The organism is Rhodococcus sp. 5G237 (assembly GCF_053764735.1).
In genome coordinates, this window is record NZ_JBSNCD010000002.1 from 28,173 (window position 1) to 47,011 (window position 18,839).

The window sequence follows — 18,839 nt, forward strand, 5'->3', positions numbered from 1 at the left end:
GAGTTCCCCGGCCCGGGGAACTCCGGTTCCGTCCCGATCGTTGTCGATTACGACGTCTTCCCGGTGCCGGCTCCGGCCGGTGCCGGGGCGACTGCTCGTTGCTACGCGGTAACCTTGCGTTGCCTGGTCAGTGACCGTTGCGGCATGCGGCCACCCCGGGCGCGAAGCGCCGCGACTGCGAGACCCCGACGAACTCGATCGAAAGGACCGGCCGCTCGGGCCGAACCTGTATGAACCGCAAGACAGTGTTCCGTAATCTGGCGATCGTCGCCGGCATTCTGCTGGTGATCTACGCCTTCAGTTACTTCGGCGACGACACGCGCGGTTTCACTCAGGTGGACACGTCCGTCGCGGTGGCTCAACTCGAATCGCAGAACGTCAGTGAAGCCCGCATCGACGACCGCGAGCAGCAGGTGCGCTTGTGGCTCGAGAACGGCAACGACGCGACCGAGGGCAGCACCGAGATCATCGCGAAGTATCCCGCGTCGGCCTCCGAGCAGATCTTCGACCTCGTCGCCGCGTCGGGCGCGCAGAAGTACGACACGAACGTCACCCAGGAGAGCTGGCTGACGTCGATCCTTCTGTTCGTCCTGCCGATGATCATCCTGCTCGGCGTGTTCTTCTTCGTGATGAGCCGCATGCAGGGCGGTGGCCGCGGCGGCATGATGGGCTTCGGCAAGTCGAAGGCCAAGCAGCTGTCGAAGGACATGCCCAAGACGACCTTCGCCGATGTCGCCGGCGCCAACGAGGCCGTCGAGGAGCTCTACGAGATCAAGGACTTCCTGCAGAACCCGGCGCGCTACCAGGCACTCGGCGCGAAGATCCCCAAGGGCGTGCTGCTCTACGGCCCTCCCGGCACCGGTAAGACCCTCCTCGCACGCGCCGTCGCCGGCGAGGCGGGCGTCCCGTTCTTCACGATCTCCGGTTCGGACTTCGTCGAGATGTTCGTCGGTGTCGGCGCCTCCCGCGTGCGCGACCTGTTCGAGCAGGCCAAGCAGAACGCCCCCTGCATCATCTTCGTCGACGAGATCGACGCGGTCGGCCGCCAGCGCGGCGCCGGCCTCGGCGGTGGGCACGACGAGCGCGAGCAGACCCTCAACCAGCTCCTCGTCGAGATGGACGGCTTCGGCGACCGCTCCGGCATCATCGTGATGGCCGCGACGAACCGCCCCGACATCCTCGACCCGGCGCTGCTGCGCCCCGGCCGGTTCGACCGTCAGATCCCGGTCACGAACCCCGACCTCGCCGGTCGCCGGGCGATCCTCGCCGTGCACTCGAAGGGCAAGCCGATCGATCCCGATGCGGATCTCGGTGCGCTCGCCAAGCGCACGGTGGGCATGTCCGGCGCCGACCTCGCGAACGTCGTCAACGAGGCCGCCCTGCTCACCGCCCGTGAGAACGGCACGGTGATCACCGAGGCGACCCTCGAGGAATCGGTCGACCGCGTCATCGGCGGTCCCCGCCGCAAGAGCCGCATCATCAGCGAGCACGAGAAGAAGATCACGGCCTACCACGAGGGCGGTCACACCCTCGCCGCGTGGGCGATGCCCGACATCGAGCCCGTCTACAAGGTCACCATCCTCGCCCGCGGCCGCACCGGCGGTCACGCGATGACGGTGCCCGAGGACGACAAGGGCCTGATGACGCGTTCGGAGATGATCGCGCGCCTCGTCATGGCGATGGGTGGTCGTGCCGCGGAGGAGCTCGTCTTCCGCGAGCCCACCACCGGCGCCTCGTCCGACATCGACCAGGCCACGAAGATCGCGCGTGCGATGGTCACCGAGTACGGCATGAGCGCGAGGCTCGGCGCCGTCCGCTACGGCCAGGAACAGGGCGACCCCTTCCTCGGCCGGTCGATGGGGGTGCAGTCCGACTACTCGCACGAGGTGGCACGCGAGATCGACGAGGAGGTCCGCAACCTCATCGAGGCCGCGCACACCGAGGCGTGGGCGATCCTCAACGACTACCGCGACGCCCTCGACGTGCTGGCGGCCGAGTTGCTCGAGCACGAGACGCTGACCCGCAAGGACCTCGACCGGATCCTGGCCGACGTGAAGAAGCGTCCGCGGATCACGACCTTCAACGATTTCGGTGATCGGGTCCCGTCCGACAAGCCGCCGATCAAGACACCCGCCGAGCTCGCGGCCGAGCGTGGCGAGCCGTGGCCGCCGGAACCGCCGTCGCTGACGAAGCCGGCGCATCAGCATCCGCAGTATCCGGGCCAGGGCGAGGTGCCCGCTCCCGCCGGTTACCAGCCAGGCGCGCAGCCGCAGTACCAACCTGCGAACGGCTACCCCCAGCCACAGACGCAGGCACAGCCCCAACCGCAGTCGCAGCCGGTCCCGGCCTCCGAGCCGCTTCCGGGCTTCCAGCCGGCGGCTCCGTACCCGGGTGGTCCGCGGCACGCGACGCGGCCCGACTACGGCGCTCCCGCCGGATGGTCGGCTCCCGGCTGGCCGCCGCGCGAGCAGACCCCGCAGGAACAGCAGGGGCACGGGCCGCAGAGCTCCGGACAACCGCAGGGTTACGGGTATCCGCAGGGACCTCAGGGTCAGAACCCCCAGAGCTACGGACAACCCAGCTACGGACAGGCCCAGGAAACGCAGAGTTTCGGGCGTCCGCAGGAGCCGCAGGACGCCGACCGCCCGGCGGACTCGGGCGACAACGGTGCGGGAGATGCGCACCGCGGGGAGAACCACGTGGGAGACTCGCAACCGCGCGATGGTTACGGCACTCCCGAGCCTCCTCCCACACAACGGTGGGAAGGCCCGGCCGGCCGGCACTGATCCGTGTCGGTGAGTCCGGTACCGGGCGCACATCGGGACCGTCGGTTCCGATGGAGACGAGTGAGCGAAGAGTGGAGGGCGAGCGGGTGTCGGTGAACCACCTGAAATCGGATACGGGTTCCGACCCGGAGGACGTGACGACCCACGAGTTGAGCGTGGACGCGGGACGTACGTTCGACCGGGCCCGAGCCGAAGCGGCCGTGCGCGAACTGCTGATCGCGGTGGGTGAGGATCCGGACCGCGAAGGTCTGCGCGACACCCCGTCCCGGGTGGCCCGCGCCTACCGTGAGGTGTTCGGGGGACTGTTCACGGACCCGGACGAGGTCCTCGACACGACCTTCGACGAAGGTCACCAGGAACTCGTCCTCGTGCGCGACATCCCGATGTACTCGACGTGCGAGCACCACCTCGTGTCGTTCCACGGGGTCGCCCACGTGGGCTACATCCCGGGCCCGACGGGACGCGTCACCGGCTTGTCGAAGCTGGCGCGTCTCGTGGACCTCTACGCCAAGCGCCCGCAGGTCCAGGAACGCCTCACCAGCCAGATCGCCGACGCGATGATGCGCAAGCTGCAGCCGCGCGGTGTGATCGTCGTGGTCGAGGCCGAGCACCTGTGTATGGCGATGCGCGGCATCCGCAAGCCCGGCGCCAGCACCACCACCTCCGCCGTGCGCGGGTTGTTCCAGACCAGTTCGGCGTCGCGTGCCGAGGCCCTGGATCTGATCCTGCGCCGGTGACCGTCTTCCCCGCAGAACAGTGGCCCGTCGTGATGGGCGTACTGAACGTCACCAGTGATTCCTTCTCCGACGGCGGTCGCTATCTGGACCGCGAGACCGCGATAGCCCGCGGCTTCGAGCTGCGCGAGCTCGGCGTCGACATCGTCGACGTGGGTGGCGAGTCCACCCGGCCGGGCGCGGTACGCGTCGACCCGGAGGTCGAGGCGTCCCGGGTGGCGCCGGTCATCGCGGCCCTGTCGGAGGCGGGTATCCCCACAAGTGTCGACACGATGCGTGCCTCGGTCGCCGAGGCGGCGATCGAGGCCGGGGTGACGATGATCAACGACGTCTCGGGTGGGCGTGCCGACACCGACATGGCCGCGGTGGTCGCCGAGGCCGGGGTGCCGTGGATCCTCATGCACTGGCGTCCCCTCGGTGAATTCGTCCACGCGGGCGGTTCGACGCACTACGACGACGTCGTCCGTGATGTCCGCGACGAGCTGCTCACACAGGTCGACATCGCGGTGGCCGCAGGCGTGGACTCCGAGAAGATCGTGCTCGATCCCGGTCTGGGCTTCGTGAAGGAACCCGACCACAACTGGCAGTTGCTGCAGCGTCTGCCCGAGCTCACCGACCTGGGTTTCCCGGTGCTGATCGGGGCGTCCCGGAAGCGGTTCCTCGGGTCGCTGCTCGCGGCGCCCGACGGCACGGTCCGCCCGCCCGCGGGTCGCGAGGTCGCCACGGCGGTCGTCTCGGCGCTCGCCGCCACCCACGGCGCGTGGGGTGTGCGCGTCCACGACGTGCAGGCATCCCGCGACGCGCTCGCGGTGGTGCGTGCCTGGCAGCGCGGCAGCGCGGAAGGAGTGCACGCGTGAGCGACCGCATCGAACTACGGGGACTGAGGGTCCGCGGCAACCACGGTGTCTTCGAGCACGAGAAGCGGGACGGTCAGGACTTCGTCGTCGACGTCGTCGTGTGGCTCGATCTCGCACCGGCCGCGGCGTCCGACGAACTCACCGACACCCTGCACTACGGCGAACTCGCCGAGCGTGCTGCGGCAATCATCGCCGGTCCGGGTCGCGATCTCATCGAGACGGTCGCCGGTGAGATCGCTGACGAGGTACTCGCCGACCCGCGTGTTGCCCGGGTGGAGGTCACGCTCCACAAGCCGTCGGCACCGATCCCGCTGACCTTCGGCGACGTCGCCGTGGTGATCGACCGCTCCCGCAGCGACGCGGCGGGGAACGCCTCATGAGTCGTGCCGTGCTGTCCATCGGATCGAACATCGGCGACCGGCTCGCGCACCTGCGGTCGGTCGTCGATGCATTGGGCGAGCGCGCCGTCGCCGTCTCGGCGGTGTACTCGACGGCACCGTGGGGCGGGGTCGTGCAGGAGGACTTCCTCAACGCCGTCGTCGTCGCGGAGGACCCCGCGTTCGGTCCGCGCGACTGGCTGCGGTTCGGTCAGGAGCTCGAGGAGGCCGCAGAACGCGTCCGGATCCAGCGCTGGGGTCCGCGCAGCCTCGACGTCGACGTCGTGACCTGCGACAGCGGCGACGGTGAGGTGCGCAGCGACGACCCGGAACTGATCCTGCCGCATCCGCGCGCACACCAGCGGGCGTTCGTGCTCGTCCCGTGGCTCGACGTCGAACCCGGAGCGGTGCTCACCGCCGACGGCCGGCAGTTGAGGATCGGCGAGTGGCTGGGCGAACTCGCCGCCGCCGAACGTGAGGGTGTGCACCGCACCGACCTGACGCTGACCGGGCCGACGACCTAGGGGCGCAGCGAGTGCTGAAACAGACCCGGATCCGAGATCTGCTGGCACTGGCCGTGCTGGCAGCGATCGTCGCGTGGCTGCTCGTCCGCACGATGTACGGCTCGCTGCCGCCCATCCCCGTCTACGCGGGCGCCTCGCTGTATCCCGTTGCGATCATCGAAGTGGTCCTGGCGTTCATGATCCGGTCGCGGGTGGGCAAGCACGAGATCGGTGAGGGACCCGGCAGGCTGCATCCCATCACCGCGGCGCGTGCGGTCGCGCTCGCCAAGGCGTCCGCACTGGTGGGTGCCGCGAGTGCCGGAGTGTGGGTCGGCTTCCTGCTGTATCTCGTGCCGCAGCGCGGAGTCGTGCAGGCCGCCACCGACGACACCTCGGGTGTGCTCGTCGGAGCCCTCGCCGGTATCGCATTGGCGGCGGCCGCACTGTGGCTCGAATACTGTTGCCGGACACCGGAAGATCCCGACGAACCGAACGAACCGGCGCTCTGACCTCGGATTTCGCGGTGGGGCAGGGCGTGTCGTCCGGCTCCGATCGGTGGACCCCTCCAAGTACCCTGATGGTCATGGCAACTTCGGCGCGACCAGACAGGAATCGCCGTCCGTGGCGCAGTACCGGCTCGATGATCGTGGCCGGTCTGCTCGCTCTGGCGATGATCGCCTCCCTGCTGTTGATCTTCAGTGAGAGCGTGCAATTGCTGCGCGTCGCGGTGGTCGTCGCCCTGTGGGCCGCGACCGTCGGAGCCATCGCGATGAACAAGTACCGCCGCGAATCGGCGCTCGATCGGGCGAAGGCCGACGACCTGAAGACGGTCTACGAGCTGCAGTTGCAAAGGGAGATCGCGGCGCGACGCGAGTACGAGCTGAGCGTCGAGGAGAAGGTCCGCGCCGATCTGAAGCTCGACGCCGGTGAGATGGCGGCCCTGCGCACCGAACTGGCCACCTTGCGTCGCACGCTCGAGATGTTGTTCGACGGCCGGTTGCCCGACGACGTCGTCGCCCTCGAAGGTCAGGCCGAGAAGCTGCGTGAGCTGAGCGAGGCGGCGCGGGTGTCCGCTCCGCGTCCGTCGGGGCCGGCCTTCGCGTCCCCCGACGACGAGCCGGTCACCGCGGAGACCGAATCGGTCGAGGCGGCCATGCGCGCGGCGAAGGCGTCGGAGAAAACGCCCGGAAAGGGTGATGTCGAAGAACCGCGACCCGAGAAGCAGGCGAAGGACAAGGCTGCGACTGGGAAGCCTGCGACCGGAAAGACGGTGACCGGAAAGACGGCGACCGGGAAGGGAACGGCCGAGAAGTCGACGGCGGGGAAGGCGACGGCTGCATCGGCGACCGCAGGACCGGATGTCCAGGATGCCGAGATCGAGGACGCGGAAGTCGAGGACCCGAAGACCGGGAACGCGAACACGGGGGACACGAAGACCGGGGACACGAAGACCGGGGACGCGAAGGTCGCGAGCGCCGAGAAGACGGCGGGCGGGAAGTCGGAGCCGCAGAAGCCCGGTAACCACGAGTCCGACTCCGACCCCGTCCCGCAAACGGACGCAGACGAAGCCGGAGCGAAGACGAAGGGCGATGACCCCGCGGAAGGGAAGAACACCGCCGCGAAGGCCGATGGAGCTGCGGAAACGATCGAGGAGAACGACGAGGACGATGACGAATCGTCCGGACGTCGCTCCCGTCGTCGTCGCGCCGACGGCGAGGGCCGGACGGTCGCCGAGATCCTCGCGTCGTTGTCCGCCGAGCGCTGATCGCGGGGCGCCCGCAAGGCAGGTCACGGCCACCCCACCTCGGTCGATGAGGCGCAGATCACTCGGCCCGACCGTGGCGAGCCCCGGAAAGCGCGCGCTATTGTCGAGCGGAACGTCCGGTACCCGCTGAGCGGGACTGGAACGAACGAGAGGACTCCCGTGAATTCCTTCGGGATCACCAACGCACCCGCGCCTGCGCGCCTGTCGGTAGGAATCGTGTCCGCCGGACGGGTCGGCACTGCACTCGGCGCAGCTTTCGAACGCGTCGGTCATGTCGTCGTGGCCTGCTCGGCCGTCTCCGACGTCTCGCGGCACCGTGCCGCCACCCGCCTGCCGGATTCGCAGATCCTGCCGGTCGACGAGGTTGCCGGCCGCTGCAATCTCCTTCTTCTCGCCGTTCCCGACACCGAACTGTCGTCCCTGGTCAAGGGCCTTGCAGCCACCGGTTCGGTCGCTGCCGGCACGATCGTCGTCCACGTCTCCGGTGCCCACGGCACCGCGATCCTCGAGCCGCTGACCGAGCAGGGCGCCGTGCCGCTCGCGATCCATCCCGCGATGACCTTCACCGGCCATGACGAGGACATCGACCGGCTCTCCTCCGCGTGCTTCGGCATCACGGCCGCCGACGAGATCGGCTACGCCATCGCGCAGTCCCTCGTCCTCGAGATCGGCGGCGAGCCGGTCCGCGTCCCCGAGGCCATGCGCACGACCTACCACGCCGCGCTCGCGCACGGCAGCAACCACTTGGTCACGCTGGTCGCCGACGCCGTCGAGGCGCTGCGCAGCGCCCTGCAGGGGGAGGAACTGCTCGGCCAGCAACTCGTCGACGCCGCCCCCGGTGGAGTCGCCGAGCGGGTGTTGCAGCCATTGCTCTCCGCGGCGCTCGACAACGTGCTGCGGCGCGGGCCTTCGGCCCTCACCGGGCCGGTCGCGCGCGGCGATGCCGACGCCGTGGCCGCGCACCTGCGTGCGCTCGAGGCCGTCGACCCGCAGATCGCCGCCGGGTACCGCGCGCTGTCGCTGCGATCGGCACAACGGACCGGGTCGAAGCCGGAACTGATGGCAATTCTCGAAGGAGCTGAATACGGTGAGTGAAGCAGGACAGCGCGGATACGTGCGAGGTGAACTGACCGTTCACCACGATCCCGCAGGCCTGACCAAGGTCACCCGGGCTCTGCGCGGCGTCGGCCGCACCGTCGCACTCGTGCCGACGATGGGTGCGCTGCACACCGGTCACCTCGAACTCGTGCGCCAGGCCAAGCTCACCGGTGCCGTCGTGGTCGTGTCGATCTTCGTCAACCCGCTGCAGTTCGGGAAGAACGAGGACCTCGACGCCTACCCACGCACTCTCGACGCCGACCTCGAACTGCTCCGCGAAGCGGGCGTCGAACTCGCCTTCGTGCCGACGGTCTCGGCGATGTACCCGCAGGGCCCGCGCACAACGATCCACCCGGGTCCGCTCGGGTCGGAGCTCGAAGGTGCTTCGCGCCCCGGGCATTTCGCGGGTATGCTGACGGTCGTCGCGAAGCTGTTCAACATCGTCGGTCCCAACACGGCGTTCTTCGGTGAGAAGGACTACCAGCAGCTCACCCTGATCCGTCAGATGGTCGCCGACCTGAATCTCGACATCCGCATCCTCGGCGTTCCCACCGTGCGCGAACAGGACGGGCTCGCACTGTCCTCCCGCAACCGCTATCTCGACCCCGAGCAGCGCGAGATCGCGACCACGCTGTCTGCGGCGCTCGTCGCCGGCGCACACGCCGCAGCAGGCGGATCCGAGGCGATCCTGTCCACGGCACGCGACGTGCTCGCGCAGAGCCCGCAGATCGAGGTGGACTATCTCGAGGTGCGCGGCGCCGATCTGGGGCCGGCACCCGAACGCGGCGACGGCCGACTGCTCGTCGCCGCACGGCTCGGCTCCACACGCCTCATCGACAACGTCGGGGTTGCCGTCGGCACCGGTTTCCTCGAACGAGCCACCGGCCCGGTGGATCCCGACGCCGAAGACAACCTGACGAACCGCTGACCCACCGATCGAATTCGGAAACGAGAAAGAAACCGAGGACGAGCATGTTCCGCACCATGATGAAGTCGAAGATCCACCGCGCCACGGTCACCCACGCGGATCTGCACTATGTCGGTTCGGTGACCGTCGACCAGGATTTGATGGACGCCGCGGATCTGCTCGAGGGCGAGCAGGTCTGCATCGTCGACATCGACAACGGCGCCCGGCTCGAGACGTACGTCATCGCCGGTGAGCGTGGATCGGGCGTCATCGGGATCAACGGTGCCGCAGCACGTCTCGTCAGCCCCGGCGATCTCGTCATCCTCATCGCCTACGGCGTGATGAACGAGCAGGAGTGCAAGGACTACAACCCGCGCGTGGTGTTCGTCGACGCCGACAACCGCCAGGTCGAGCTCGGCAACGATCCCGCCCACGCTCCCGAGGGCTCGGGCTTGATCACGCCGCGGATGCTGTCGACCCTCGACTCGCCGTCCCTGGTCTAGAGGTGCTCCTCACCGTCGACGTCCGCAACACCAATATCGTCCTGGGGGTGTTCGCGGGCAGCGGCTCGCACGCGCGGCTGCTGCGCGACTGGCGCGTCCGTACCGACCCCAGGATGACCGCCGACGAGATCGCCCTGCTGTTCCGCGGTCTGCTCGGCGAATCCGCCGAGCAGGTCACTGGGGTGGCGGCGCTGTCGACCGTGCCGTCGGTGCTGCGCGAGCTGCGCGTCATGCTCGACCGATACTGGTCGTCGGTGCCGCACGTCGTGGTGGAGCCGGGGGTGCGCACGGGAGTGCCGCTGCTCGTGGACAACCCGAAGGAGGTCGGCGCCGACCGCATCGTCAACAGTCTGGCGGCCTACCACTTCTACGGATCCCCGTGCATCGTCGTGGATTTCGGGACGTCCACGTGCGTCGACGTCGTGTCGGGCAAGGGGGAGTTCCTCGGCGGGTCCATCGCTCCGGGTGTGGAGATCTCGATGGATGCGCTGGCGTCGCGGTCGGCGGCACTGCGGAAGGTCGAATTGCTCCGTCCCCGAGGTGTTCTGGGCAAGAACACCGTCGAGTGCATGCAGTCCGGGGCCGTCTTCGGGTTCGCCGGGATGGTCGACGGCATCGTGCGGCGGATCTGCGCCGAGGTGCCCGGTTTCGACGGCGACGACGTGGCTGTGATCGGCACCGGCGACAGTGCGCCGCTGATCATGCCGGAGTCGCGCACTCTCGAGCACCACGAGCCGGATCTGACCCTCGAGGGACTGCGTCTGGTGTACGAGCGGAACCAGGTGAGACGAGCGGCACGCGGAACTGCGGGTTCCGCTGAGCGCCATTCTGTGTAAAAATGTTCTTCGTGATCCGTTGCATGAGCACCCAGGAGTGTTGTCGAGGCTGACCGCCGCCTCGACCGATAACACATTCCTGGGAGTTTTCTCATGCGCGCTGCGCTTCTTTCCACCACTTCTGTTTCCACCGCTGCTCCGGTCGCCTTCCACCGGCTTGCCGTCGAGCGCACGTACCCCACCGAACTGTCCGCAGCGGTCGCCCGCGGAGCCGTCGTCGTCGACATCCGCTCGAACGCCGAACGTGCCGCTCAGGGAACACTTCCCGGTGCACTGGCCATCTCCGTCGATCTCGTCGCCGAGCGACTCGATCCGAGCGGCCCGGGCCGTCTCGCCCTCGCCGTCGACCGCGACGTCGAATGGATCCTCGTCTCGTCCGACGGCGTGAGCTCGCACGGTGTGGTCACCGAACTGCACGCGCAGGGTCTGCGCAGGGTCACCCACCTCGTCGGAGGCTACGACGCCATCCGCGCGGCCCGCCTGGTCGGCGCAGTCGCCGAGGCCCAGCACGTCGCGCAGGACGTGGCGCGGGTCACCGCTCACTGAAAGCGCGCATCTGCAGGAATAGTGACCTCGGGTGTCCGATAGTCTGGTTACCCGTGAGTGATGCCACCGTTCAGCAGCCCGACGACACCCCCGAGCAGATGCGGGTCCGCCGCGAGAAGCGCGAACGGCTCCTGGCACAGGGCTCGGACGCCTATCCCGTCGAGATCCCGCGCACCCATACGCTCGCGGAGATCCGCGCCGAGTATCCCGACCTCGAACCCGACACCGCCACCGGCACCGTCGTGGGCGTCGCCGGCCGCGTGATGTTCTCGCGCAACACCGGCAAGCTGTGCTTCGCGACGCTGCAGGAGGGCGACGGCACCCAGCTGCAGGTCATGCTCAGCCTCGCCGGCGTCGGCGAGGAGGCGCTCGCCGCCTGGAAGTCCGAGGTCGACCTCGGCGACATCGTGTTCGTGCACGGCGAGGTCATCAGCTCCCGTCGAGGTGAGCTCAGCGTCATGGCCGACTCGTGGACCATGGCGTCGAAGGCGCTGCGTCCGCTGCCGGTCGCGCACAAGGAGATGAACGAAGAGGCACGGGTGCGTCAGCGCTACGTCGACCTCATCGTGCGTCCCGAAGCGCGCCGCAACGCGCGCATGCGTGTCGCGGTGGTGCGCGAGCTACGCAACGCACTCGAGCGTCGTGGCTTCCTCGAGGTCGAGACGCCCATGCTGCAGACCCTGCACGGCGGCGCGGCGGCCCGTCCGTTCGTGACGCACTCGAACGCGCTCGACATCGATCTGTACCTGCGTATCGCGCCGGAGCTGTTCCTCAAGCGCTGCGTGGTCGGCGGTATCGAGAAGGTCTTCGAGATCAACCGCAATTTCCGTAACGAGGGTGCCGACTCGACTCACTCGCCGGAATTCTCGATGCTCGAAACGTACGAGGCGTACGGCACCTACGACGATTCGGCTCGGATGATCCGCGAGATCATCCAGGAGGTCGCGTTCGCGGTCTTCGGCAGCCATGTGGTGACGCTCGCCGACGGTACGGAATACGACCTCGGGGGTGAATGGAAAACCCTCGAAATGTATCCCTCGCTGTCCGAGGCGATCGGCGCGGACGTGACCCCCGACATGACGCTCGAGGAATTGACGGCTCTCGCGGATCGCGTCGGTCTGGAGATTCCCGAGGGTAAGGGCTGGGGCCACGGCAAGCTCGTCGAGGAACTCTGGGAGCACATGTGCGGCGACCAGCTGAACGAGCCGACCTTCGTGCGTGATTTCCCCGTCGAGACGTCGCCGCTGACACGCGACCACCGCAGCGTGCGCGGGGTCACCGAGAAATGGGATCTGTACGTCCGCGGTTTCGAACTCGCCACGGGTTACTCGGAACTCGTCGATCCGGTGATTCAGCGCGAGCGCTTCGTCGACCAGGCACGCCTGGCCGCGGAAGGTGACGACGAGGCAATGGTCCTCGACGAGGATTTCCTCGCCGCGATGGAACAGGGAATGCCGCCGACCACCGGTACCGGAATGGGAATCGACCGTCTGCTGATGGCACTTACCGGTCTGGGAATCCGCGAAACAATCCTGTTCCCGATTGTCCGACCGAACACCCGTTAATCGGATTTCGCCGCTCCATATTGCGATGCGTTAATCGGCGGGTAGTGTGGTGCCCGTCCCGCGGGGGGAAGCGCATGCGAGAGGATTTACACCACATGGCGAAGAAAGTCACTGTCACCCTGATCGACGATGTGGATCAGGAATCGGCGGCGGACGAATCGGTGGAGTTCGGTCTCGACGGAGTGACGTACGAGATCGACCTTTCCGAGGACAATGCGGCACGGCTGCGCGAGCAGTTGGAATTCTGGATCGAACACGCTCGCAAGGTCGGCGGCCGTAAGCGGAGCAAGACCGCGGCCGGAACTGCGCCGGCTGCGCGCAAGAGCGGATCCGGAAGTGCGGGTCGCGAGCAGACGGCCGCTATCCGTGAATGGGCACGGAACAACGATCTGCCGGTTTCGGCGCGTGGCCGAATCTCTGCGGAGATCGTCGAGGCGTACAACAAGGCGCACTGACGACATCCTCGTCCGTGGGGCGTCGTCCATCCGTGGACGGCGCCCCACAGTCGTCGGTGGACGGGTTCGGTTGCGACACAGTGGCGCCCGTCACACCACCCGATCGTGCGGTCGAGCCGGCACGATGCGGTCGGGGAGTAGCATCCGCTCATGGCCGAGACCGTGCTCGAACCTGGTTCCACCTGCTGGCGAATCGCGCGAGCGGAGAGGTTGACCTGCATAGTCGACGCGGCCGACTATTTCCGTCACGCCAAGTCGGCGATGCTCCGCGCGGAAAAGCGCATCATGCTGATCGGATGGGATTTCGACACCCGGATCAAGTTCGAACCCGACGGCGCGACTCTCGAGGGACCGAACAAACTCGGTGAATTCCTCGAATGGCTTCCCGAACGACGTCCCGATCTCGATATTTATCTCCTCAAGTGGAACATCGGTGCGTTCAGTGCCCTCGCGCGCGGAATGACGCCGGTGTTCGTGCTCGATTGGCTCACCGACCCACGCTTGCACTTCGAAATAGACGGGGCGCATCCCGTGGGCGCGGCGCATCATCAGAAAATTCTCGTCGTCGACGACAGCATCGCTTTCTGCGGCGGTATCGATATGACCGTCGACCGCTGGGACACCCCGGATCATCCCGACCGGAGCAAATACCGGCGCGAGCCGAGCGGTAAACGCTACGGGCCGTGGCACGACGTGACGACCGCTGTCGACGGTGATGCCGCGCGGGCCCTCGGCGACCAGGCCCGCGCCCGGTGGAAGGCGGCCACGGGGGAGGAAATCGAGCCCGTGCCGGAGCCGGAACCGATCTGGCCCGACGATCTCGAACCGACCCTCCGCGGTGTCGACGTGGGCATCGCTCGCACCCTGCCCACCTACGACGGGAAGGACGGCGTCCACGAGATCGAGGCGCTGTACCTGTCGGTGATCGAGAAGGCCCGGCACACCCTCTACCTCGAGAGTCAGTACCTGGCCTCGCGCAGGATCGCGGACGCGCTCGCCGAACGACTGCAGGAACCGGACGGCCCCGAGATCGTGGTGGTCATCCCGCGCAACGCCGAGGGCTGGCTCGAACGCAAGGCGATGGACGGTGCCCGGCGTGCCCTGCTGCACATGCTGTGGGAGGCCGACGTGCACGGCCGATTCGCCGCTTACTATCCCGTCACCGCCGGCGGTGAGCCGATCTACGTGCACGCGAAGGTCGTCGTGATGGACGAGACGCTGCTGCGGATCGGGTCGTCGAACCTGAACAATCGTTCGATGGGCTTCGACACCGAATGCGACCTGGCGATCGAAGCCGCCGAACCCGGGGACGCGGTCGGCCGCGCGGCCGTCGAGCTGCGCAACATCCTGGTGGCGGAACACCTCGACGTCGACCCCGAAGCGATCGCCGAGGCCACGAAGGACGGCGGCTCGCTCATCTCCACCATCGAACGGTTGCGTGGCCCGGGACGTTCGCTGCGGCCGTTCGAACCGGGTACGGTGTCGGACGAGGACAGTGTCCTCGCAGAAAGTGCTCTGGCCGATCCCGAACGCGCCTCGCGGAGCCTCGGACGCAGGATCGAGCGATTCTTCGCCCGTTGATCTTCCACTGCCGCTGTTCGCTTGTGGCGTACAGCTTGCGGAAACGTATCCGCCACGTGCAGCGTTAACTTCTGAAACCGGGTTTTCTCGCCGCCTTCCGAAGGGTAGAGGGAAAGCGAGTCGATACCACGACCACTAGAGTGTGGAGTGGGAGCTTGGAACCTCTGAAAGGTTCCGACGAACGACTCGAGTGCCGGAGCTTAAGAGCGGCAGCAGGGTGCGGGACGATCGGCGTACCGGACCGGCGGCCGGAGAGTGTGAGGGAGTGCGATGTTCGAAAGGTTCACCGATCGCGCGCGGCGCGTCGTTGTCCTGGCTCAAGAAGAGGCCAGGATGCTCAACCACAACTACATCGGCACGGAGCACATCCTCCTCGGCCTCATCCACGAGGGTGAGGGTGTGGCGGCGAAGTCGCTCGAGTCGTTGGGTATCTCCCTCGAAGGTGTGCGCAGCCAGGTCGAAGAGATCATCGGCCAGGGTCAGCAGGCGCCCTCGGGGCACATTCCCTTCACTCCTCGTGCCAAGAAGGTCCTCGAGCTGAGCCTTCGCGAAGCGCTCCAGCTCGGACACAACTACATCGGTACCGAACACATCCTGCTCGGTCTCATCCGCGAGGGTGAGGGCGTGGCGGCGCAGGTGCTCGTCAAGCTCGGCGCCGACCTCAACCGGGTGCGTCAGCAGGTCATCCAGCTGCTGTCCGGTTACCAGGGCAAGGAGCCCGCAGAATCCGGCACGAGCCGTGGCGAGACCGGCACTCCGTCCACGTCGCTCGTCCTGGACCAGTTCGGCCGCAACCTCACGCAGGCAGCTCTCGAGGGCAAGCTCGACCCGGTCATCGGCCGGGCGAAGGAGATCGAGCGCGTCATGCAGGTGCTGTCGCGTCGTACGAAGAACAACCCGGTGCTCATCGGCGAGCCGGGTGTCGGTAAGACCGCCGTCGTCGAGGGCCTCGCGCAGGCCATCGTCAACGGTGAGGTCCCCGAGACCCTCAAGGACAAGCAGCTCTACACGCTCGACCTGGGCTCGCTCGTCGCCGGCAGCCGTTACCGCGGCGATTTCGAGGAACGCCTGAAGAAGGTCCTCAAGGAGATCAACAGCCGCGGCGACATCATCCTGTTCATCGACGAGCTGCACACGCTCGTCGGTGCCGGTGCTGCCGAGGGCGCGATCGACGCCGCGTCGATCCTCAAGCCCAAGCTCGCCCGCGGTGAGCTGCAGACCATCGGTGCGACGACCCTCGACGAGTACCGCAAGTACATCGAGAAGGACGCCGCTCTCGAGCGCCGCTTCCAGCCGGTGCAGGTCGGGGAGCCGACGGTGGAGCACACCATCGAGATCCTCAAGGGTCTGCGCGACCGCTACGAGGCGCACCACCGCGTCTCGATCACCGACAAGGCGCTCGTCGCGTCGGCCACTCTCGCCGACCGCTACATCAACGACCGCTTCCTGCCGGACAAGGCGATCGACCTCATCGACGAGGCCGGTGCACGCATGCGAATCCGTCGCATGACCGCGCCGCCGGACCTGCGCGAGTTCGACGACAAGATCGCCGACGCCCGTCGCGAGAAGGAATCGGCGATCGACGCGCAGGACTTCGAGAAGGCCGCGAGCCTGCGCGACAAGGAGAAGCAGCTCGTCGCGCAGCGTGCCGAGCGCGAGAAGCAGTGGCGTGCGGGCGATCTCGACGTCATCGCCGAGGTCGACGAGGAGCAGATCGCCGAGGTCCTCGCCAACTGGACCGGTATCCCGGTGTTCAAGCTCACCGAGGAGGAGACCACGCGTCTGCTCCGCATGGAGGACGAGCTGCACAAGCGGATCATCGGCCAGGAGGACGCCGTCAAGGCCGTCGCCAAGGCGATCCGTCGTACGCGTGCCGGCCTGAAGGACCCGAAGCGTCCGTCCGGTTCGTTCATCTTCGCCGGCCCGTCCGGTGTGGGTAAGACGGAGCTGTCCAAGGCGCTCGCGAACTTCCTGTTCGGCGAGGACGACGCGCTCATCCAGATCGACATGGGCGAGTTCCACGACCGCTTCACCGCGTCGCGCCTGTTCGGTGCTCCTCCCGGCTACGTCGGATACGAAGAGGGCGGCCAGCTCACCGAGAAGGTGCGCCGCAAGCCGTTCTCCGTGGTTCTGTTCGACGAGATCGAGAAGGCCCACCAGGAGATCTACAACACCCTCCTGCAGGTCCTCGAGGACGGTCGCCTCACCGACGGCCAGGGACGCACGGTCGACTTCAAGAACACCGTGCTGATCTTCACGTCGAACCTCGGCACCGCCGACATCTCGAAGGCCGTGGGGCTCGGTTTCTCCGCCGGCACGGGCGAGGCGTCGAACTACGAGCGGATGAAGAACAAGGTCCACGACGAGCTGAAGAAGCACTTCCGGCCCGAGTTCCTCAACCGTATCGACGACATCATCGTCTTCCACCAGCTCACGCAGGAGCAGATCATCCAGATGGTCGACCTCATGGTCGGACGTGTGGAGACGCAGCTGAAGAACAAGGACATGGGTATCGAGCTCACCGAGAAGGCGAAGTCGCTGCTCGCCAAGCGCGGCTTCGACCCGGTGCTCGGCGCACGTCCGCTGCGCCGCACGATCCAGCGCGAGATCGAGGATCAGCTCTCCGAGAAGATCCTGTTCGGCGAGATCGGCGCGGGCCAGATCGTCCTCGTCGACGTCGAGGGCTGGGACGGCGAGGGCGCCGGCGAGAACGCGAAGTTCACGTTCACGCCGAGCGAGAAGCCGGCCGAGGTCCCGGACACCCCGGCGGTCGCGCTGGCCAAGTCCAGCGAGGGCGAGTCCGAATCCGGATAAGCGTCCGCTGCCTGTGAGAGCAGGCGCCTGCTGTACCGAGAGGGGCGGCACCCGAGAGGGTGCCGCCCCTCTCGCCGTCCGACGCGCTTGACCTCCAGTCGGCTCGAGGTTGCACGGTGGTGGTGACCGGACGACGACCAGGAGGTATCGCGATGCGGCAAGTACTGCCCGATCTGTGGGAGACACAGGAGGACAACCCGTTCCCGGGGCTGAGGACGCACGCCTATCTGTGGACCGGGAAGAACAACGTGCTCTTCTATTCGGTTGCCGGTGAGTCCGATTTCGACGCACTGGACCGCCTCGGTGGGATCACCGACCAGTACCTGTCCCACCAGGACGAGGCCGGCCCGATGCTCGGCAGGATCGCCGAGCGCTTCGGGTCGAGACTCCACGGGGCAGCGGCGGAGACCGACGTGGTCGGCCGGCACGCCCGCATCGACGTCCCGCTGACGGACCGTCACGTGGACGACAATGGAGTGGAGATCGTTCCGACGCCCGGGCACACGGTGGGGAGCATCTGCTATCTGGTGCCCGGCGCGGACGGGACCCGCTACCTGTTCACCGGCGACACGCTGTACCGCGGTGCTTCGGGGAAGTGGCGGGCCGGCTACATCGAGGGGATGAGCGACGCCCGTGCGCTCGCCGACAGTCTGCGCCTGCTGGCGACGACGGAACCCGATGTGGTGATCTCGAGTGCGTTCGCGGGGGAGTCGGGCGTGCACCGGATCGACCCCCGGGAATGGCCCGCCCACATCGACCAGGCGCTGACCGGGTTGTCGGCCGCGGTGCAGGGCTGAGCAGAGATCTTCTTTCCGGACGATCTGCCCTGCCGCGGGTCGCGGCCGACCTTGCCGGCCGGCTCATCTGCCGATGGTCGGCATGTGCGCGGTGAGTGTCGACAGGGTGCTGGCGACGATCTCGGTGAGTTCGTCGGGGCGGATGTCGAGCGTGCCGTCGAGCCAGCCGCGGACGAGCTCGACGGCACCGGCCATGACGACCACCGCGCACAGTTCGGCCTGCCGGGAGTCGAGGCGGGTGCCCACCGCGTCGCTCTGCTTGGCGAGTTCGTCGGCGGCGGACCGGATGAACGCGCTCTTCCGTTCGGCGAGCGGGGGTGCGTCGGAGATGAGGAAGCGACCCTGCTGGGGGTTGCGTTCGACGGCGCCGACGATCGCTCCCACCGCGGCGCGCGCCTTGGCGTGCAGCTCGTCGGGGGCCGCCGCGATGGCGTCGACGGCGCGTTCGAGCAGGGTCGCGCCGAGCTCGTCGTAGGCGGTGGTGACGAGGTCGGTCATGTCGGTGAAGCTCTCGTAGAAGAAGCGCGGGCCGACTCCCGCTGTGGCCGCGACCTTCCGTACCGTCGCCGCCGACCAGCCCTCGTCGGCGACGACGTCGATCACCGCGTTCTGGAGACGCTTGCGGCGTTCGGCGCGCCGGTCGGCCGGGGCGACGCCGCGATACGCGCGGGTGGCTTCGGGCTCGGACACATCGTCGAGTGTGGCACAACACCAC

At 67.6% G+C, this 18,839-nt stretch carries 18 protein-coding genes; 17 read left to right on the forward strand and 1 reads right to left on the reverse strand.

Going from position 1 to position 18,839, the window contains the following annotated elements:
- The first annotated feature begins 230 nt into the window (after positions 1-230).
- The 17 genes from ftsH (at position 231) to ACWPOC_RS03540 (ending at position 18,124) form a co-directional block, all read left to right on the forward strand.
- Positions 231-2,786 (forward strand): ATP-dependent zinc metalloprotease FtsH, encoded by a 2,556-nt coding sequence (gene ftsH, locus ACWPOC_RS03460; protein WP_455408019.1) that lies wholly within the window; start codon positions 231-233, stop codon positions 2,784-2,786.
- A 50-nt stretch (positions 2,787-2,836) separates the two neighbouring features.
- Positions 2,837-3,523 (forward strand): GTP cyclohydrolase I FolE, encoded by a 687-nt coding sequence (gene folE, locus ACWPOC_RS03465; protein ID WP_269072366.1) that lies wholly within the window; start codon positions 2,837-2,839, stop codon positions 3,521-3,523.
- A 32-nt stretch (positions 3,524-3,555) separates the two neighbouring features.
- Positions 3,556-4,377, forward strand: coding sequence for a dihydropteroate synthase (folP, locus tag ACWPOC_RS03470; RefSeq protein WP_174247090.1), 822 nt, complete (start codon positions 3,556-3,558; stop codon positions 4,375-4,377).
- Complete coding sequence (folB, locus tag ACWPOC_RS03475) at positions 4,374-4,757, forward strand: dihydroneopterin aldolase (RefSeq protein ID WP_120281258.1); 384 nt, start codon at positions 4,374-4,376, stop codon at positions 4,755-4,757. The genes folP and folB overlap by 4 nt, the downstream gene beginning before the upstream one ends.
- Complete coding sequence (folK, locus tag ACWPOC_RS03480) at positions 4,754-5,278, forward strand: 2-amino-4-hydroxy-6-hydroxymethyldihydropteridine diphosphokinase (RefSeq protein WP_120281259.1); 525 nt, start codon at positions 4,754-4,756, stop codon at positions 5,276-5,278. The genes folB and folK overlap by 4 nt, the downstream gene beginning before the upstream one ends.
- A gap of 11 nt (positions 5,279-5,289) precedes the next feature.
- Complete coding sequence (locus ACWPOC_RS03485) at positions 5,290-5,766, forward strand: DUF3180 domain-containing protein (RefSeq protein ID WP_120281260.1); 477 nt, start codon at positions 5,290-5,292, stop codon at positions 5,764-5,766.
- 74 nt (positions 5,767-5,840) lie between these two features.
- Positions 5,841-7,022 carry a DUF6779 domain-containing protein gene (locus ACWPOC_RS03490; RefSeq protein ID WP_183070633.1) on the forward strand — a complete coding sequence of 394 codons (1,182 nt, stop codon included), beginning with the start codon at positions 5,841-5,843 and terminating at the stop codon, positions 7,020-7,022.
- A 159-nt stretch (positions 7,023-7,181) separates the two neighbouring features.
- Positions 7,182-8,117, forward strand: a complete 936-nt coding sequence (locus ACWPOC_RS03495) for a DUF2520 domain-containing protein (RefSeq protein WP_120281262.1) — start codon at positions 7,182-7,184, stop codon at positions 8,115-8,117.
- Positions 8,110-9,048 carry a pantoate--beta-alanine ligase gene (panC, locus tag ACWPOC_RS03500; RefSeq protein ID WP_120281263.1) on the forward strand — a complete coding sequence of 313 codons (939 nt, stop codon included), beginning with the start codon at positions 8,110-8,112 and terminating at the stop codon, positions 9,046-9,048. Before ACWPOC_RS03495 ends, panC begins: the two co-directional genes overlap by 8 nt.
- A gap of 44 nt (positions 9,049-9,092) precedes the next feature.
- On the forward strand, positions 9,093-9,530 hold the full coding sequence (panD, locus tag ACWPOC_RS03505) for an aspartate 1-decarboxylase (RefSeq protein ID WP_060653532.1): 438 nt from the start codon (positions 9,093-9,095) through the stop codon (positions 9,528-9,530).
- A 2-nt stretch (positions 9,531-9,532) separates the two neighbouring features.
- Complete coding sequence (locus tag ACWPOC_RS03510; RefSeq protein ID WP_006550509.1) at positions 9,533-10,366, forward strand: type III pantothenate kinase; 834 nt, start codon at positions 9,533-9,535, stop codon at positions 10,364-10,366.
- Positions 10,367-10,459: 93 nt separating this feature from the next.
- Entirely contained in the window at positions 10,460-10,912 is a 453-nt protein-coding gene (locus ACWPOC_RS03515) for a rhodanese-like domain-containing protein (protein ID WP_455408020.1), read from the forward strand.
- A 98-nt stretch (positions 10,913-11,010) separates the two neighbouring features.
- Positions 11,011-12,477 carry a lysine--tRNA ligase gene (gene lysS / locus ACWPOC_RS03520; RefSeq protein ID WP_455408237.1) on the forward strand — a complete coding sequence of 489 codons (1,467 nt, stop codon included), beginning with the start codon at positions 11,011-11,013 and terminating at the stop codon, positions 12,475-12,477.
- A 95-nt stretch (positions 12,478-12,572) separates the two neighbouring features.
- A complete protein-coding gene (locus ACWPOC_RS03525; RefSeq protein ID WP_006550504.1) occupies positions 12,573-12,932 on the forward strand; it encodes a histone-like nucleoid-structuring protein Lsr2 in 360 nt (119 codons plus the stop codon).
- Positions 12,933-13,082: 150 nt separating this feature from the next.
- A complete protein-coding gene (locus ACWPOC_RS03530; protein WP_120281266.1) occupies positions 13,083-14,513 on the forward strand; it encodes a phospholipase D-like domain-containing protein in 1,431 nt (476 codons plus the stop codon).
- Positions 14,514-14,783: 270 nt separating this feature from the next.
- Entirely contained in the window at positions 14,784-17,327 is a 2,544-nt protein-coding gene (locus ACWPOC_RS03535) for an ATP-dependent Clp protease ATP-binding subunit (RefSeq protein ID WP_455408021.1), read from the forward strand.
- A 152-nt stretch (positions 17,328-17,479) separates the two neighbouring features.
- Positions 17,480-18,124 carry an MBL fold metallo-hydrolase gene (locus ACWPOC_RS03540; protein WP_455408022.1) on the forward strand — a complete coding sequence of 215 codons (645 nt, stop codon included), beginning with the start codon at positions 17,480-17,482 and terminating at the stop codon, positions 18,122-18,124.
- Positions 18,125-18,187: 63 nt separating this feature from the next.
- Here ACWPOC_RS03540 and ACWPOC_RS03545 read toward each other — a convergent pair whose 3' ends face one another.
- Positions 18,188-18,814: a TetR/AcrR family transcriptional regulator gene (locus tag ACWPOC_RS03545; RefSeq protein WP_060653547.1), complete on the reverse strand. Its 627-nt coding sequence runs from the start codon at positions 18,812-18,814 to the stop codon at positions 18,188-18,190.
- Between the last annotated feature and the right edge of the window lie 25 nt (positions 18,815-18,839).

Bases quoted from the DNA above. Each gene is read 5' to 3' on its own strand.
- ftsH (WP_455408019.1), top strand. From the start codon at position 231: ATGAACCGCAAGACAGTGTTCCGTAATCTGGCGATCGTCGCCGGCATT.
- folE (WP_269072366.1), top strand. From the start codon at position 2,837: ATGGAGACGAGTGAGCGAAGAGTGGAGGGCGAGCGGGTGTCGGTGAAC.
- folP (WP_174247090.1), top strand. From the start codon at position 3,556: ATGGGCGTACTGAACGTCACCAGTGATTCCTTCTCCGACGGCGGTCGC.
- folK (WP_120281259.1), top strand. From the start codon at position 4,754: ATGAGTCGTGCCGTGCTGTCCATCGGATCGAACATCGGCGACCGGCTC.
- ACWPOC_RS03490 (WP_183070633.1), top strand. From the start codon at position 5,841: ATGGCAACTTCGGCGCGACCAGACAGGAATCGCCGTCCGTGGCGCAGT.
- panD (WP_060653532.1), top strand. From the start codon at position 9,093: ATGTTCCGCACCATGATGAAGTCGAAGATCCACCGCGCCACGGTCACC.
- ACWPOC_RS03515 (WP_455408020.1), top strand. From the start codon at position 10,460: ATGCGCGCTGCGCTTCTTTCCACCACTTCTGTTTCCACCGCTGCTCCG.
- lysS (WP_455408237.1), top strand. From the start codon at position 11,011: ATGCGGGTCCGCCGCGAGAAGCGCGAACGGCTCCTGGCACAGGGCTCG.
- ACWPOC_RS03525 (WP_006550504.1), top strand. From the start codon at position 12,573: ATGGCGAAGAAAGTCACTGTCACCCTGATCGACGATGTGGATCAGGAA.
- ACWPOC_RS03530 (WP_120281266.1), top strand. From the start codon at position 13,083: ATGGCCGAGACCGTGCTCGAACCTGGTTCCACCTGCTGGCGAATCGCG.
- ACWPOC_RS03535 (WP_455408021.1), top strand. From the start codon at position 14,784: ATGTTCGAAAGGTTCACCGATCGCGCGCGGCGCGTCGTTGTCCTGGCT.
- ACWPOC_RS03540 (WP_455408022.1), top strand. From the start codon at position 17,480: ATGCGGCAAGTACTGCCCGATCTGTGGGAGACACAGGAGGACAACCCG.